The sequence below is a fragment of the Streptomyces sp. 4N124 genome, assembly GCF_052245395.1.
Lineage (GTDB): Bacteria > Actinomycetota > Actinomycetes > Streptomycetales > Streptomycetaceae > Streptomyces.
In genome coordinates this window covers 104,233-120,212 of sequence record NZ_JBQQBS010000013.1, presented here as the reverse complement: position 1 = coordinate 120,212, position 15,980 = coordinate 104,233, and the positions used below count along the sequence as shown (strand labels likewise).

Annotated in this window: 12 protein-coding genes; 5 read left to right on the top strand and 7 right to left on the bottom strand. The window is 69.7% G+C overall.

Features of this window, described 5'->3' with window-relative positions; translation table 11 throughout:
* Window positions 1–68: 68 nt before the first annotated feature.
* Complete coding sequence (locus tag ACTWQO_RS16110) at window positions 69–1,166, bottom strand: metallophosphoesterase (RefSeq protein ID WP_443238052.1); 1,098 nt, start codon at window positions 1,164–1,166, stop codon at window positions 69–71.
* A 185-nt stretch (window positions 1,167–1,351) separates the two neighbouring features.
* A complete protein-coding gene (locus ACTWQO_RS16105) occupies window positions 1,352–2,464 on the bottom strand; it encodes a LacI family DNA-binding transcriptional regulator (RefSeq protein ID WP_301982382.1) in 1,113 nt (370 codons plus the stop codon).
* Between the two features lie 441 nt (window positions 2,465–2,905).
* On the opposite strand from ACTWQO_RS16105, the gene hisC reads away from it, so the two are divergent.
* Complete coding sequence (hisC, locus tag ACTWQO_RS16100) at window positions 2,906–3,985, top strand: histidinol-phosphate transaminase (RefSeq protein ID WP_443238001.1); 1,080 nt, start codon at window positions 2,906–2,908, stop codon at window positions 3,983–3,985.
* Window positions 3,986–4,036: 51 nt separating this feature from the next.
* Here the strand turns inward: hisC and ACTWQO_RS16095 are convergent, their stop codons facing one another.
* Window positions 4,037–5,269 carry an MFS transporter gene (locus tag ACTWQO_RS16095; RefSeq protein WP_443238000.1) on the bottom strand — a complete coding sequence of 411 codons (1,233 nt, stop codon included), beginning with the start codon at window positions 5,267–5,269 and terminating at the stop codon, window positions 4,037–4,039.
* A gap of 295 nt (window positions 5,270–5,564) precedes the next feature.
* Between ACTWQO_RS16095 and ACTWQO_RS16090 the strand changes: the two genes are divergently transcribed.
* The 4 genes from ACTWQO_RS16090 (at window position 5,565) to ACTWQO_RS16075 (ending at window position 12,905) form a co-directional block, all read left to right on the top strand.
* On the top strand, window positions 5,565–7,073 hold the full coding sequence (locus ACTWQO_RS16090) for a cytochrome ubiquinol oxidase subunit I (protein ID WP_443237999.1): 1,509 nt from the start codon (window positions 5,565–5,567) through the stop codon (window positions 7,071–7,073).
* A 20-nt stretch (window positions 7,074–7,093) separates the two neighbouring features.
* Entirely contained in the window at window positions 7,094–8,113 is a 1,020-nt protein-coding gene (gene cydB / locus ACTWQO_RS16085; RefSeq protein ID WP_443237998.1) for a cytochrome d ubiquinol oxidase subunit II, read from the top strand.
* A 69-nt stretch (window positions 8,114–8,182) separates the two neighbouring features.
* Complete coding sequence (gene cydD / locus ACTWQO_RS16080) at window positions 8,183–11,680, top strand: thiol reductant ABC exporter subunit CydD (RefSeq protein WP_443237997.1); 3,498 nt, start codon at window positions 8,183–8,185, stop codon at window positions 11,678–11,680.
* 172 nt (window positions 11,681–11,852) lie between these two features.
* Window positions 11,853–12,905 carry a peptidoglycan DD-metalloendopeptidase family protein gene (locus ACTWQO_RS16075; RefSeq protein WP_443237996.1) on the top strand — a complete coding sequence of 351 codons (1,053 nt, stop codon included), beginning with the start codon at window positions 11,853–11,855 and terminating at the stop codon, window positions 12,903–12,905.
* A 51-nt stretch (window positions 12,906–12,956) separates the two neighbouring features.
* Here ACTWQO_RS16075 and ACTWQO_RS16070 read toward each other — a convergent pair whose 3' ends face one another.
* The 4 genes from ACTWQO_RS16070 to ACTWQO_RS16055 form a co-directional block, all read right to left on the bottom strand.
* A complete protein-coding gene (locus ACTWQO_RS16070) occupies window positions 12,957–13,844 on the bottom strand; it encodes an HAD hydrolase family protein (protein WP_443237995.1) in 888 nt (295 codons plus the stop codon).
* Between the two features lie 96 nt (window positions 13,845–13,940).
* Window positions 13,941–14,843 carry an LLM class flavin-dependent oxidoreductase gene (locus ACTWQO_RS16065; protein ID WP_443237994.1) on the bottom strand — a complete coding sequence of 301 codons (903 nt, stop codon included), beginning with the start codon at window positions 14,841–14,843 and terminating at the stop codon, window positions 13,941–13,943.
* Window positions 14,844–14,883: 40 nt separating this feature from the next.
* On the bottom strand, window positions 14,884–15,342 hold the full coding sequence (locus ACTWQO_RS16060) for a hypothetical protein (RefSeq protein WP_443237993.1): 459 nt from the start codon (window positions 15,340–15,342) through the stop codon (window positions 14,884–14,886).
* Window positions 15,343–15,355: 13 nt separating this feature from the next.
* Complete coding sequence (locus ACTWQO_RS16055; RefSeq protein ID WP_443237992.1) at window positions 15,356–15,904, bottom strand: RNA 2'-phosphotransferase; 549 nt, start codon at window positions 15,902–15,904, stop codon at window positions 15,356–15,358.
* Window positions 15,905–15,980 lie beyond the last annotated feature (76 nt).

The window sequence follows — 15,980 nt, the reverse complement described above, 5'->3', positions numbered from 1 at the left end:
AAAATTGCCCCTTGGCCTGCGCCGTCTCCGGTAGTACCTCCGTGACGGGTCGCCTGCCCTGTGAACGTTCAGATATCCAGAGGAAGTTGCTGGACCAGCAGCTTTCCGGCCATGGTCACTCCGCCGTCCATCGCGATGGCGAGCCCGTCGGCGTAGACGTGCGGTCCCTCGACATGGGGACCGGCCTCGTCCTCGCCGTCCTCGGAGCCGACTTCGCCGAGGAGGTACGGAATGGGGCTGTGGCCGTGAACGATGCGGGTGCCGCCGTACGTATCGAGCAGTGAACGCACATGGTCGGCGCCGCCCTCGTCGCGGAAGGAGAAGCGCTTGGTGAACTTGCGGAAGAGATCCCAGACTTCGTCGGCGTCATTGCGTGTGAGCGTCTCGCGGACCGTGTCGTTGACCGCCTCGATCGAGTCGCCGTAGTCGAGATAGGCCGTGGTGTCCGAGTGGACGAGCAGATGGCCGTCGACCTCTTCCATGGCGTCCAGCCGGGCCATCCACTGCAGGTGGTGGTCCTGGAGGCGGTCCATGTCGGTCTTCTGTCCGCCGTTGAGCAGCCAGGCGGCCTGGAAGGTGGCGGTGCCCGCGCCGGAGTTGACGGGAGTGTCGCCGAACCGCTTGGCGCCGATGAGGAGCAGCTCGTGGTTGCCCATGAGGGCCTTGCAGTAGCCGCCCGCCGCGGCGGCCTCGGCGGACAGCCGCATCACGAGGTCGATGACGCCGATGCCGTCCGGGCCGCGGTCGGTGAAGTCGCCGAGGAACCACAGCCGGGTGGTGCCCGCGCACCAGTTGCCCTCGGTGTCGATGAGGCCCTTCTCCTGAAGGGCGGCCACCAACTCGTCGAGATAGCCGTGGACGTCTCCGACGACGTACAGCGGACCGGGCCCGGCAGTCGACTGCGGGGCCGGCTCGGACACGGGGTCGACGGTCACCTGAAGCGTGTCACCGCGGTTGATGACGGGCAGGTCGCGCTGCGTGGGTGTGTAGCCGTCCGGGTAGTCCACAGGCTCCTCGACGGGGCTGACGGCCTCGCCGGGGCGCATGCTGTGGACGTACGGACCGGTCTCGTGGACATACGCGGGTACCCGGAAGTCGCGCAACGTCGCCGTCCGCTCCACCTCGGGTCCCTGACCGGCCCCCTGAGTCATCGACCCCTCCACCATCGCGCCGCAGCTGCACCGCATCGGACTGCCTGGTCGCAGCGGCCCGCGGTGTCGTGGGCCCATCATAGGAATGCGGATCGCGCCATGTGATGACCCAGGGGTGGTGAATCAGCGCAAGACTCCAGTTCATCGCGGCTTTCGCCCCGATTGGGCCGGGCTTTGCCCGCCGTGCGACCGCCCTTGTCCTACTCCTTCTTGGGCGACCGCGGCGGGCTGACGGTCGTACGAGGCGGCCGTCGCTGGGACGAGGTACGCACGATCAGCTCGGTCGGTATCACCTGCTCGACCGGTTGGTCCGAATCGACCCCCTCGATGGCGTCGATGAGGAGCTGGACCACTGCCGTGCCGATGCGGCGCGGCTTCAGGGAGAGCGTGGTGATGGGCGGCTCGGTGTTGGCGTACACGGTGGACTCGCTGCAGCAGACCAGAAGCAGGTCGTCCGGCACGCGCAGACCGTAGCGCCGGGCGGCGGCGAGCAGATCGGTGCCGTTCGGGTCGAACAGGCCGTAGACGGCGTCGGGCCGGTCGGGGCGGGCGAGCAGCCGGTCGGCGGCGACGGCGCCCGCGCATGGATCGTGCGCCGGGTAGGCCTCGTACACCGGATCCTGTCCGACCCGTTCGCACCAGCGCAGATACGCCGTGGTCGACAGATGGGTGTACGTGTCCGTCGACGTCCCGGTCAGCAGGCCGATGCGGCGGGCGCCGGCGTCGGCCAGGTGGTCGAGGATGCCCATGACCGCGGCCTCGTGGTCGTTGTCGACCCACGCCGTGACCGGCAGCGACCCGGCCGGGCGGCCGTCGGAGACGACCGGTAAACCCTGCCGGACCAGCTCGCTGACGACCGGATCCTGGTCGGACGGGTCGATCACGACCGTGCCGTCCAGGGCGACGTTCGACCACACGTCGTGGCGGGAGGTCGCGGGGAGGATCACGAGGGCGTAGCCGCGGGCGAGCGCGGCCGAGGTGGCGGCTCTGGCCATCTCGGCGAAGTACGCGAACTCGGTGAAGGTGAAAGGTTCATCCCCGTATGTCGTCACAGTCAGGCCGATCAGCCCGGACTTGCCGGTACGGAGGGTTCGGGCCGCGGCCGATGGGCGATAACCCAGTCGGTCGGCGACCTCGCGGACATGGCGTCGGGTGGCGTCCGGGAGCCGGCCCTTGCCGTTGAGGGCGTCGGAGACGGTCGTGATGGAGACTCCGGCGGCGGCGGCTACGTCTCTGATGCCTGCCCGGCCCGGCCGACTGCCTCGACGTGAGGTTTCCGCGCGGCTCACCTGGTGCTTCCCTGCTGCTGTCATGGCGAGCCGATAGTAGGGCTCATGCGGTGGGGTAGTGCGGACGCATATGCACCCGTTGACAGGCACGTTTCTGCAAGGTCATAGCCCGTCAATTTCCTTGGAAAACAAGGGAGTTGGGCGCTTTCACGCCAACACGTAACTTGTCGGCGTGTGCATACCTGCCAAGTAGCCGATGTTTCGAAGAGGTCTCAACTCACCTTCACGGGTGATGCGCGCCACCGCGCGAGCCACCGGCGCATAGATATATGTGTGAGCGCCCCGGAATTCGCACACCTTCGTACAGTGATGCCCCTGATGTCAGTGGGGCAGATGGGATTGGCTCCTCCTGGCTGCACGACGTGACCGCCGCCCCATACGCAGCAGCGCCGAATCCTCATAAGGTGAGAAGCATTGGAAGCCGGCGGCGGTCAGGGGCCGCCGGTGGTCGCGAGGAGGACTGCGGTGAGCGAGATCAGCCCCAAGCTGCGCGCCGAGCTGGAGGGTATCCCCACCTACAAGCCGGGGCGGCCCGCTGCCGCCGGCGGTCCGGTGGCGTACAAACTGTCCTCCAACGAGAACCCCTATCCGCCGCTGCCCGGCGTGATGGAGAGCGTGACGGCCGCCGCCTCGTCGTTCAACCGCTACCCGGACATGGCCTGCACGGGCCTGATGAACGAGCTGTCCGAACGGTTCGCAGTCCCTGTCACCCATCTGGCCACCGGCACGGGCTCGGTCGGCGTCGCCCAGCAGCTGATCCAGGCCACCGCCGGCCCCGGCGACGAGGTGATCTACGCCTGGCGGTCCTTCGAGGCGTATCCGATCATCACGCAGGTCAGCGGCGCCACCTCGGTGCAGGTGCCGCTCACGAAGGGCGACGTGCACGACCTGGACGCGATGGCGGACGCGATCACCGACCGGACGCGGCTGGTCTTCGTCTGCAACCCCAACAACCCGACGGGCACGGTCGTACGGCGGGCCGAGCTGGAGCGCTTCCTGGACCGGGTGCCGAGCGATGTGCTCGTGGTGCTGGACGAGGCGTACCGGGAGTTCATCCGCGACGCCGAGGTGCCGGACGGTGTGGAGCTGTACCGCCACCGGCCGAATGTCTGTGTACTGCGGACGTTCTCGAAGGCGTACGGACTGGCCGGACTGCGCGTCGGGTTCGCGATCGCGCATGAGCCGGTGGCGGCGGCGCTGCGCAAGACGGCCGTGCCGTTCGGTGTGAGCCAGCTCGCGCAGGACGCGGCCATCGCCTCGCTGCGTGCCGAGGACGAACTGCTCGGCCGAGTCGGCTCGCTGGTGTGCGAGCGCGCGCGTGTGGTCGACGGACTGCGCGCCCAGGGCTGGACCGTGCCCGAGACCCAGGCCAACTTCGTCTGGCTGCGGCTGGGGGAGCGCACGGTCGCGTTCGCGGCGGCGTGCGAGCAGGCGGGCGTCGTCGTCCGGCCGTTCCCGGGCGAGGGCGTGCGGGTGACGGTCGGCGAGACCGAGGGGAACGACATCTTCCTGAAGGCGGCCGAAGGGTTCCGCAAGGAGCTGTAGCGGGACGCAGGGCGCTGTGGCCGCGGCGGACGCAGGGAGGCTGTGTCCGCGTCAGATACGGGTGTTGGCCGCCTCGTCCGGCTCGAGCTGCTGCGCGTCGTCGCGTCGGGGCAGCAGGAGCGGGGTGGCCAGCAGCAGGAGACCGGCGATGGCGATCGCGGTGCGGGTGCCGGTGACGGCGGCCAACAGGCCCCATACGGCCGTCATGGTCGCGGTGGCGGCTTTGCCGGTGATCGACCAGGCCGTCAGGGTGCGGGCGACGCGCTCCTTGGGGGTCTGCTCGAGCCGGTAGGTGGCGACCACCGGGTTGAACACCCCGATACAGATGATCAGCCCGAACTCCACGACCATGACGAGGACGAGCCCGGCCGTGCCGGGGCCGATGAAGGCCAGTCCGATCGGCCAGCAGGCGCGCAGCGCCCCGGCGGTGAGCATCATCCGATGCCGGCCGAACCGGGCGGCCAACGGGCGGGCCAGCCGTGAGCCGATCAGGCCGCCTGTGCAGGGCACCGCGAAAGCGAGGGCGTACTGCCACGGTGCGAAGCCGAGCGAGCCGAGCATGAGGATGGCGAGGAGCGGCGCCGGCGCCATGATCAGGCTGTTGACCAGCACCGTGTTGAAGAACAGTGGGCGCAGCGTCGAGTGGCCGAGGATGTGGCGCCAGCCGTCGAGCAGGTCGCCGGCGCGCAGTCGCGGTCCCTCGTCACGTACGGGGCGGGGCTCCTTGGCGCCCACCGCGCGGATCCCCAGTGCGGAGAGCAGGTAGCTCACCGCATCGGCCGTCACGGTCGTCACCGGCCCGAACAGGCCCACCGCGGCCCCGCCGAGCGGTGGTCCCAGCATGGTGGCGGTCCAGGTCGTGGACTCGAAGCGGCCGTTCGCGACAAGCAGGTCCTGCGGCTGTACGAGGCTCTTCAGGAAGGCCCCGCTCGCCGAGATGAAGGCGATGTCGGCCACGGCGACGACGACCGACACCACCACGAGCTGGGCGAAGGTGAGCAGGCCGAGCGCGTACGCGGCGGGGATGCTCAGCAGCGCAGTGAACCGCACCAGGTCCATCGCGATCATCACCGGCCGTTTGCGGCGGAACTCCACCCACGGACCGAGGGGGACCGCGACGACCGCCCCCACGGCCAGCCCCGCGGCGGCCAGCAGCGCCACCTCTGTGGGACCGGCGTCCAGGACGAGGATGGCGATCAGACGGAAGGCGTCGAAGGCGAAAAAGGTGCCGAAGGTGCTGACCGCGTACGACGCCCAGAGCCACTCGAACCGCCGATCGAGCATGCCCCCGGACCTCCTCGTTCGAGGCGCGAACGGCCTCGCCTTGACCGGCGCCATCCAAGCGTGAGGCCAGTGGGTGGGGCAAGCGAGATAGTCAACGACTGCTCGGTGTGGATGTTTCACGTGGAACGGAGACGACGAGAGAGGGGGACCCCCTTGCGGACATCGAAAGCGGGTGCGTCATAATTGCTTGTGAATGTGAACGCGTTCACAAGCGTGTCCTGGTTCCATCCGAGATGTACGGAACAAGCGGGGCAAACTGCCGCTGTGACCACGGCGACGTAAGGAGACTGACGACGTGGACCTGGCTCTGGCGCCGGAGACTTTGGCGCGATGGCAGTTCGGCATCACCACCGTCTACCACTTCCTGTTCGTCCCCCTGACAATCTCGCTGGCCGCCCTCACGGCCGGACTGCAGACCGCCTGGGTGCGCACGGAGAAGGAGAAGTACCTCAGGGCGACCAAGTTCTGGGGAAAGCTCTTCCTGATCAACATCGCGATGGGGGTGGTCACCGGCATCGTGCAGGAGTTCCAGTTCGGCATGAACTGGTCCGACTACTCCCGCTTCGTCGGTGACGTCTTCGGTGCCCCCCTCGCCTTTGAGGCCCTGATCGCGTTCTTCTTCGAGTCGACCTTCATCGGCCTGTGGATCTTCGGCTGGGACAAACTGCCGAAGAAGATCCACCTGGCCTGCATGTGGATGGTCTCGATCGGCACGATCCTTTCGGCGTACTTCATCCTGGCGGCCAACTCCTGGATGCAGCACCCGGTCGGCTACAAGATCAACGAGGCGAAGGGCCGGGCCGAGCTCACCGACTTCTGGCTGGTGCTGACCCAGAACACCGCGCTCGCCCAGGCCTTCCACACGCTCTCCGCGGCCTTCCTCACCGGCGGTGCCTTCATGGTCGGCATCTCCGCCTTCCATCTGCTCCGCAAGAAGCACATCCGTGAGATGAAGACCTCGCTGCGGCTCGGCCTGGTCACCGTCGCGATCGGCGGTCTGCTCACCGCCGTCAGCGGCGACACGCTCGGCAAGATCATGTATGAGCAGCAGCCGATGAAGATGGCCGCGGCCGAGGCGCTGTGGGACGGCGAGGCGCCGGCCCCCTTCTCGGTCTTCGCGTACGGCGATGTGGAGAAGGGCCACAACAAGGTCGCCATAGAGATCCCGGGCCTGCTGTCCTTCCTGGCCAAGGACGACTTCACCTCGTACGTCCCCGGCATCAACGACGTCCAGAAGGCCGAGCAGGAGCAGTTCGGGCCCGGCGACTACCGGCCCAACATCCCGGTCGCCTACTGGGGCTTCCGCTGGATGATCGGGTTCGGTATGACCTCCTTCACCATCGGCCTTATCGGACTCTGGCTGACCCGCAAGAAGTTCCTGCTGCCGCAGCATCTGCGGGTGGGCGATGACGAGGTGCCGCATCTCGTGCTGTTCCGGAAGAAGCCGCTCGGCCCGACGCTCACCAAGTGGTACTGGCGCATCGCCATCTGGACCCTGGCCTTCCCGCTGATCGCCAACTCCTGGGGCTGGATCTTCACCGAGATGGGCCGCCAGCCATGGGTCGTCTACGGCGTCCTGCAGACCCGTGACGCGGTCTCCCCCGGCGTCTCCCAGGGCGAGATCCTCACCTCGATGATCGTCTTCACCACCCTGTACGCGATCCTCGCCGTCATCGAGGTCAAGCTGCTCGCGAAGTACATCAAGGCCGGCCCGCCCGAGCTCACCGAGGCCGACCTGAACCCGCCCACGAAGATCGGCGGCGACTCCCGTGACGCCGACAAGCCGATGGCCTTCTCGTACTAGGCCGAGGGAGCTGCACAGTCATGGAACTTCACGATGTCTGGTTCGTCCTCATCGCCGTCCTGTGGACCGGCTACTTCTTCCTGGAGGGGTTCGACTTCGGGGTCGGCATCCTCACCAAGCTGCTCGCGCGGGACCGGCCCGAGCGGCGGGTGCTGATCAACACCATCGGGCCCGTCTGGGACGGCAACGAGGTGTGGCTGCTCACGGCGGGCGGCGCGACCTTCGCCGCCTTCCCCGAGTGGTACGCCACGCTCTTCTCCGGCTTCTATCTGCCGCTGCTGCTCATCCTGGTCTGCCTGATCGTGCGAGGCGTCGCCTTCGAGTACCGGGCGAAGCGGCCCGAGGAGAACTGGCAGCGCAACTGGGAGACCGCGATCTTCTGGACCTCCCTGATTCCCGCGTTCCTGTGGGGAGTGGCCTTCGGCAACATCGTGGGGGGCGTGAAGATCGACCAGGACTTCAACTACGCCGGCACCGTTTGGGACCTGCTCAACCCGTACGCCCTTCTCGGCGGGCTGGTGACCCTGACGCTGTTCACCTTCCACGGTGCGGTGTTCACGGCACTCAAGACGGTCGGGGACATCCGGATGCGGGCACGGAAGCTGGCGCTGCAAGTCGGCCTCGTCACCGCTGTGTTGGCGTCGATCTTCCTGCTCTGGACGCAGGTCGACAGTGGTGACGGTCAGAGCCTGGTCGCCCTGATCGTGGCGGTCGTCTCGCTGGTCGCGGCGCTGGTGGCGAATCAGGTGGGGCGTGAGGGCTGGTCGTTCGCCCTGTCCGGGATCACGATCGTGGCCGCCGTGGCGATGCTCTTCCTGTCGCTCTTCCCGGACGTCATGCCGTCCTCCCTCAATGAGGACTGGAGCCTCACGGTCAGCAATGCCTCGTCGAGCCCGTACACGCTGAAGATCATGACCTGGTGCGCGGGGATCGCGACGCCGATCGTGGTGCTCTACCAGTCGTGGACGTACTGGGTGTTCCGCAAGCGGATCGGTACGCAGCACATCGCCGCCGACGCTGCTGCCGGGGCAGTGCACTGAGTCCGCATTGGGGCGTGTTTCACGTGAAACACGCCCCATGAGACCTCGTGAGAAGAGGGTGTGTTTCACGTGAAACCGATCGACCCGCGACTGCTCCGGTACGCCCGCGCCACCCGGCTCTTTCTGCTGGCCGTCGTCGGCCTGGGGGCTGTCGGAGCGGTGCTGGTCATCGCGCAGGCCATGCTCATCGCCGAGGTGGTGGTCGGTGCGTTCCAGCACGGGCAGTCGGTCGGTGAACTCCGCACTCCCCTGCTGCTGTTGGTGGCCGTCGCCGTCGGCCGCGCCACTGTCGCCTGGCTCACCGAGCTGGCCGCCCATCGGGCGAGTGCGGCGGTGAAGTCGGAGCTGCGGGGGCGGTTGCTGGAGCGGGCCGGGGCCTTGGGGCCGGGCTGGCTGAGCGGGCAGCGGACCGGCTCGCTGGTCGCCCTGGCCACCCGCGGAGTCGACGCCCTCGACGACTACTTCTCGCGCTATCTACCGCAGTTGGGGCTGGCAGTCGTCGTCCCTGTCGCGGTGCTGGCCCGGATCGTCACCGAAGACTGGGTCTCTGCCGCGATCATCGTCGGCACCCTGCCCCTCATCCCGATCTTCATGATGCTGATCGGCTGGGCCACGCAGTCCCGGATGGACCGTCAGTGGCAGCTGCTGTCCCGGCTGTCCGGACACTTCCTGGACGTCGTCGCCGGGCTGCCCACCCTGAAGGTGTTCGGGCGGGCCAAGGCACAGGCCGACTCGATCCGGCGCATCACCGGCGAGTACCGGCAGGCGACCATGCGCACCCTGCGGATCGCGTTCCTCTCCTCCTTCGCTCTGGAGTTGCTCGCCACGATCTCGGTGGCCCTGGTCGCGGTGACGATCGGCATGCGGCTCGTCCACGGCGAGATGGACCTCTACATCGGCCTGGTCATCCTGGTGCTCGCACCCGAGGCCTATCTGCCGCTGCGGCAGGTGGGGGCGCAGTACCACGCGGCGGCGGAAGGGCTTGCGGCCGCTGAGGAGATCTTTGCGGTGCTGGAGACGCCGGTGCCGGCGTCGGGAACCGCTGCTGTGCCGACCGGGCCGGTGCGTTTCGAGTGCGTCACCGTCCGGTACCCCGGCCGGTCCATGGCCGCCGTTTCCGAGGCGTCCTTCACCGTCGAGTCCGGAGAGACGGTCGCACTTGTCGGTCCGAGCGGCGCGGGCAAGTCGACGCTTCTGCACGTCCTGCTGGGGTTCGTACGGCCCGCTGAGGGGCGTGTGTTGCTCGGGGGAGTCGATCTCGCCGAGGTCGACCTCGAGGAGTGGCGGTCACGGATCGCCTGGGTGCCGCAGCGCCCCCATCTGTACGCCGGGACGATCGCGGAGAACGTACGGCTGGCTCGTCCCGACGCGGACGACACGGACGTACGGCAGGCGCTTCGGGACGCGGGAGCCCTGGCGTTCGTGGACGCGCTGCCCCAGGGTCTGGACACCCTGCTCGGCGAGGACGGGGCAGGGCTGTCCGCCGGTCAGCGGCAGCGGCTCGCGCTCGCCCGGGCCTTCCTCGCGGACCGGCCTGTGCTCCTGCTCGACGAGCCGACGGCCGCACTGGACGGGCAGACCGAGGGCGACGTCGTGGAGGCGGTCCGGCGCCTGGCCGTGGGACGGACAGTGCTGCTGGTGGTGCATCGGCCGGCGTTGCTGGGGGTCGCGGATCGGGTGGTACGGCTGGAAGAAGCCACGGCCTACGTGCCCGCGGAGGCGGAGGCCGTGTCCAAGGGAGCGGCGGCCCACCGCATCGAGGAAGCAGCGGCGGACGACCTCGTCGCCGAGCCGGAAACCGAGGTCCCCACGACCGCCGGCGGTGTGCTCGCCCGCGTCCGCGCCATGGCCCGCGCCCACCGCGGACGACTCGCCCTTGCCCTGCTGCTCGGAAGCCTCGCCCTCGGGAGCGCCGTCGGGCTCATGGCCACCTCCGGGTGGCTCATCTCGCGGGCCTCGCAGCAACCCCCCGTGCTGTATCTGATGGTCGCGGTCACGGCGACGCGGGCCTTCGGGATCGGGCGCGCCGTTTTCCGGTATGCCGAGCGGCTGGTGTCGCACGACGCCGTGCTGCGGATGCTGGCCGATACGCGGGTCGCCGTGTACCGGCGGCTGGAGCGGCTCGCGCCCGCCGGACTGCGCCGGACCCGGCGGGGCGACCTGCTGTCGCGGCTCGTTTCCGACGTGGACGCCCTGCAGGACTACTGGCTGCGCTGGCTGCTGCCCGCCGGTGCCGCCGTCGCCGTGTCCGCCGCCTCGGTCGGATTCACGGCCTGGCTGCTGCCCGAGGCCGGTGCCGCGCTCGCCGTCGGGCTGCTGGCGGCCGGAGCCGGTGTCCCGCTGCTCACCGGCGCCGTCGCCCGGCGAGCGGAGCGCAGACTGGCCCCCGCTCGTGGAGTGCTGGCGACCCGGGTGGCCGATCTGCTCACCGGCACCGCCGAGTTGACCGTCGCCGGCGCGCTGTCCGCACGTACCGCCGAGGTACGGCGGGCCGACGGCACGCTCACCCGGATCGCCTCGCGCGCCGCCACTGCCACCGCGCTGGGTGACGGGCTCACCGCGCTCGTCTCCGGCCTGACCGTCGCCGCCACCGCCCTCGTGGGCGCCCAGGCGGTCGCCGACGGCCGCCTGGGTGGCATTGCGATGGCTGTCGTCGTCCTCACCCCGCTGGCCGCCTTCGAGGCCGTGCTCGGCATGCCGCTGGCTGCCCGGTTCCGGCAGCGGGTGAGCAGGAGCGCGGAGCGCGTGTACGACGTACTGGACGCGCCCGAGCCCGTACAGGAGCGGGAGCGGCCCCGGCAGGCGCCCGCGTCGCCGTTCCCGGTCGTCGTCAAGGGCCTGGCCGCACGGCACACGGGGCAGGACCGGGACGCTCTCGCCGGCCTCGACCTGACGCTGGCGGAGGGGCGCCGGATCGCCGTGGTCGGCCCGTCCGGGTCCGGCAAGACGACGCTCGCGCAGGTGCTGCTGCGCTTCCTGGACGCGGACGCGGGCTCGTACACGCTGGGTGGCGTGGACGCGGGCGCGCTGGCCGGCGACGACGTACGGCGGCTCGTCGGGCTGTGTGCTCAGGACGCGCACCTCTTCGACAGCTCGGTGCGGGAGAACCTGCTGCTCGCCAGGAAGGACGCCACCGAGGGCGAACTGCGCGACGCCCTGAAGCGGGCCCGGCTGCTGGACTGGGCCGACAGCCTGCCCGACGGGCTCGACACCCTGGTCGGCGAGCATGGGGCGCGGCTGTCCGGCGGGCAGCGGCAGCGGCTCGCGCTGGCCCGTGCACTGCTCGCCGACTTCCCGGTCCTGGTGCTCGACGAGCCCGCCGAGCATCTCGACCTGCCGACGGCGGATGCGCTCACCGCCGATCTGCTGGCCGCCACCGAGGGCCGTACGACGCTGCTCATCACCCATCGGCTGGCCGGTCTGGAGACGGTGGACGAGGTGATCGTGCTGGAGGAGGGGCGTGTGGCGCAGCGGGGCACGTATGGGGAGCTGGCCGTGGTGGAGGGGCCGCTGCGGCGGATGGCGGAGCGGGAGGCGGAGTCGGAGCTGCTGGTCGGCGTGCACTAGCGGCGTGCTGATCCACCGGCTCTCCGCAGCAAAGGGCATCCCCATCCGGTCGTCGACACGACCATGGCACTGCCGGGCGGTTCGCCCGGTGTGCTCCGTCCGCAGCAACGCGTCCCCCATGCGTACGACGTGAACAGGCCCGCAGCCGCGGCAGAGCGTCACGATCGCTGACATGCGCTCATCTCGCTGTCGTCCGCTGGTCGTTCCGGTGCTGCTGTGCGCACTCGCCGTCCTCGTGGCCCGCCCCACGGACGCCGCGGACCACGCCTCGGGCGACGGCCCCTCCGGCATCAGCGCTCAGGTGGCGCGGCTGTACGAGGACGCGGCGGTGGCGACGGGGCAGTACGAGGCGGTGCGGCAGGAGGCCGAGGCGCAGCGGGCCAAGGCCGAGCGATACGAGGCACTCCTCGACCGCGGGCGGCGGGAGATCGCCGTGCTCCACAAGGACCTGGGCCGTATCGCACGCGCCCAGTACCGCACGGGCGGTGGGGTGCCGCTGACCGCGCAGATCATCCTCGCCGACAGCCCGGACGAGCTGATGCGCGGTCAGCGCGTCTTCTCGCAAGCGCAACTGGCCGTCGACAACGCCCTCGACAAGAGCCGCCGGGCCGAGACGCGGCTGGCCGCCGACGAGGCCACCGCGGAGGCGGCATGGCAGGACCTGGAGCGACGCAACGCCCGACTCGCGCATGTGAAGAAGGACATCGAGCGGAAGCTGGAGGAGGCGCGCAGGCAGTTGCAGGGCGAGGCGGATGCATCGGTCGCCGCGGGCAACTGTGGCCGTGCCGCCCGAATCGACCGGCCACAGGTGAGGGGCACGCGCGCGTGGGTCGCGCCTGTGGAGACGTACGAGATGTCCGCGAGCTTCGGCAGTGGCGGAGAGCGGTGGGCGCACCGGCACACCGGGCAGGACTTCGCGGTGCCGATCGGCACGCCGGTACGGTCGGTCGGTACGGGACGCGTCGTCGGGGTGTCGTGTGGCGGTGCCTTCGGCATGCAGGTCGTGATCGAGCACCCCGGCGGCTACTACTCGCAGTACGGGCACCTCGCGTCCGTCACCGTCGACCAGAGCCAGCGAGTCTCCCCCGGGCAGTGGATCGGGCAGTCCGGCAGCACCGGCAACTCCACCGGTCCGCATCTGCACTTCGAGGTACGGATCACGCCGGAGCTGGGGTCATCGGTGGATCCGGTGCCGTGGCTGGAAGCGCGCGGGGTGCAGCTGTGACCGCCGCTCGCGCGGAGCGCACGTAAGGGGCGTGCGCCTGGACGACGCCTGTTACAGCCGCTCCGCCAGCATCTGCTCGATCACGACCGCCACCCCGTCCTCGTTGTTGGCGACCGTCCGCCCCGACGCGGCCGCGATCACATCCGGGTGCGCATTGCCCATCGCATACGACTGGCCCGCCCAGGTGAGCATCTCGACATCGTTCGGCATGTCACCGAACGCGACGACCTCCTCGTGCGAGATGCCGCGCTCGGCACAGCACAGGGCGAGCGTGCTGGCCTTGGAGACACCCGGGCCGCTGAGCTCCAGCAGGGCGCTGGGGCTGGACCGGGTGACATTGGCACGGTCGCCGACAGCGAGGCGGGCGAGGCTCAGGAAGGCATCCGGATCGATCTCGGGGTGGTACGCGAGGATCTTGAGGACCGGCTCATCGGCACCGGGACCGTCCGCAGCCAGCAGTTGCTCGGCCGGCGCCAAGTTGTCCGGGACCTCCATGTGCAGCTTCGGGTAGTCCGGCTCCTGGTGGAAGCCATACGTCTGCTCGACCGCGTACACCGTGCCGGGCGCCGCCTCACGCAGCAGTCGTACGGCGTCCAGCGCGTTGGGCCGCGACAGCTCCCGCACCTTCACGAACCGGTGGGCGCCGGGGCCGCCGTGCAGGTCGACCACCGCGGCGCCGTTTCCGCAGATCGCCAGCCCGTGGCCATGGACGTGGTCACTGACGACGTCCATCCAGCGGGCCGGGCGGCCCGTGACGAAGAAGACCTCGATGCCCGCCTCCTCGGCGGCGGCCAGAGCGGCGACCGTACGCGGGGAGACCGACTTGTCGTCGCGCAGCAGGGTGCCGTCGAGATCGGTCGCGATCAGGCGCGGCGGGACGGTGGTGGCCGGGGTCTCGGGCTGTCTGGTCGCTGAGGTCACCCGGCCATTCTCCCGCATATGCCTGCACGGCCGTGCGGGACTCCGCACATGTGAGTGGTGAGGGCTCTCACCTGCACCCTTGCGCCCACCAGCCCTCGCTGTCGCAGCGACGGTTCAGCTGAGCTGCGCAGGTGCCTCCATGGCGATCTGCTCGAAGACCTTCTCGTCGGCGGCGAAGTCCGAGTCGGGGATCGGCCAGTGGATCACGATCTCGGTGAAGCCCAGTTCCAGGTGCCGGCCCGCGAAGTCCACGAACGCGTCGAGCGACTGCAGCGGGCGGCCACGGTCCGGCGTGAAACCGGTGAGCAGGATCTTGTCCAGCCCGGACACATCACGGCCGAGGGCGGCGCATGCGTCGGCGAGCTTCTCCGCCTGTCCACGAATGGCTTGAATCGACTGTTCAGGAGTGCCGTTCTCGTACAGCTTGGGGTCACCGGTGGTCACCCAGGCCTGCCCGTGCCGCGCGGCGAGCCGCAGCCCACGCGGCCCGGTGGCGGCCACCGCGAACGGCAGCCGGGGCCGCTGCACACAGCCCGGGATGTTGCGCGCCTCGTGCGCCGCGTAGAAGTCGCCCTCGTACGACACCGTGTCCTCGGTCAGCAGCCGGTCCAGCAGCGGTACGAACTCGGCGAACCGGTCGGCACGCTCGCGCGGCGTCCACGGCTCCTGGCCGAGCGCGGTGGCGTCGAAGCCGGTACCGCCGGCACCGATGCCGAGCGTGACGCGCCCGCCCGAGATGTCGTCGAGGGAGATCAGCTCCTTGGCGAGGGTCACCGGGTGCCGGAAGTTCGGCGAGGTGACCAGGGTGCCCAGCCGCAGCTGATCGGTCACGGCCGCGGCGGCGGTCAGCGTCGGCACGGCACCGAACCAGGGGCCGTCCCGGAAGCTGCGCCAGGACAGATGGTCGTAGGTGTACGCGGTGTGGAAGCCGAGCTGCTCAGCGCGCTGCCATGCCGAACGGCCGCCTTCGTGCCAGCGGCGGTAGGGGAGGATCACAGTGCTCAGACGCAGACTCATGGGTCGAGCGTAAGCGGCCGACGGGTTTCACGTGAAACGGTCACCGCACGCGGCTGCTCAGCCACGGCGTGAGGGAGATCATCTCCGTCCACTCCTTGTGCACACGGTCTCCGGGCAGCGGCACGACCAGGCGGTAGCCGGGCGGGAAGCGGCGCGCGGTGACGTACGCCAGCCCACCGAAGACGGAGCGGAGAAAGGCCGGGACGTCGTCGCGCGCGATGTCGGGGCACTCGACGCCCTCGACCATGATCAGCGCGTCGTCCTCGGGGTAGAGGCGGACACTCACCCGGGGGGAGCCGCCGAACTCGACGTAGGCCTCGTGGGGCAGGGAGCCGTCCGGGTCGGTGGCCACGCCTATGCCCGCGGCCGTGCGGCGCGAGGTCTGGTCGGCGCCGATGTCATGGCTCACCTCGATCTCGCGCGCGTACTCGGCGGCGATCTCTCGGAGCGCGGTGACGGCGGCCTCGGTGCTGGGGAGGTGGTCCATACCACCGATCATGCCGGAAGAGAGTTCAGTGCCGCTCCGGAAACCTCAGGTACTCCGGCGGTACGGCCTTCGTCAGCCACACGCCGTTCGCGCTCACGTGGAAGACATGGCCGTCCCGGTGCATGGCGGCGGCGTCCACGGCCAGGACGACGGGGCTGCCGCGGCGGGCGCCGACGTGGGTCGCGGTCTCACGGTCGGCCGAGAGGTGCACGTCGTGCCGGTTCATGGGGCGGAGCCCCTCGGCGCGGATCGCGTCCAGGTTCCGGGCCACGGCCCCGTGGTAGAGGTGCGGCGGCGGGGTGGCCGGGGGCAGTCCGAGGTCGACCTCGACGCTGTGGCCCTGGCTGGCGCGGATCCGCGAGCCGTCGATCGCAAAGCGTTTCTTGTCGTTGGCGGCGACCACATGGTCCAGCTCGTCCCGCGTGAAACGGAAGCCGTGCGCGGCTGCCGCGGCCATCAGCGTCTCGATCTCGACCCAGCCGCCCTCGTCGAGCACGAGCCCGATGCGTTCGGGCTGATGGCGCAGATGCTTGGAGAGGTACTTCGACACCTTCACGGTGCGTCTTTCATCCATGCTGTCAGGGTGCCGCCAGAGACGTGGATCACGCGAATGATTTGACTCCGGATGTTTGATCCACAACCAAGTCAAG

Coding starts and splice junctions, on each gene's coding strand:
- ACTWQO_RS16110 (WP_443238052.1), bottom strand. CDS start 1,166: ATGGTGGAGGGGTCGATGACTCAGGGGGCCGGTCAGGGACCCGAGGTG.
- ACTWQO_RS16055 (WP_443237992.1), bottom strand. CDS start 15,904: ATGGATGAAAGACGCACCGTGAAGGTGTCGAAGTACCTCTCCAAGCAT.
- ACTWQO_RS16060 (WP_443237993.1), bottom strand. CDS start 15,342: ATGATCGGTGGTATGGACCACCTCCCCAGCACCGAGGCCGCCGTCACC.
- cydB (WP_443237998.1), top strand. CDS start 7,094: ATGGAACTTCACGATGTCTGGTTCGTCCTCATCGCCGTCCTGTGGACC.
- ACTWQO_RS16070 (WP_443237995.1), bottom strand. CDS start 13,844: ATGCGGGAGAATGGCCGGGTGACCTCAGCGACCAGACAGCCCGAGACC.
- ACTWQO_RS16065 (WP_443237994.1), bottom strand. CDS start 14,843: ATGAGTCTGCGTCTGAGCACTGTGATCCTCCCCTACCGCCGCTGGCAC.
- ACTWQO_RS16105 (WP_301982382.1), bottom strand. CDS start 2,464: ATGACAGCAGCAGGGAAGCACCAGGTGAGCCGCGCGGAAACCTCACGT.
- ACTWQO_RS16075 (WP_443237996.1), top strand. CDS start 11,853: ATGCGCTCATCTCGCTGTCGTCCGCTGGTCGTTCCGGTGCTGCTGTGC.
- ACTWQO_RS16095 (WP_443238000.1), bottom strand. CDS start 5,269: ATGCTCGATCGGCGGTTCGAGTGGCTCTGGGCGTCGTACGCGGTCAGC.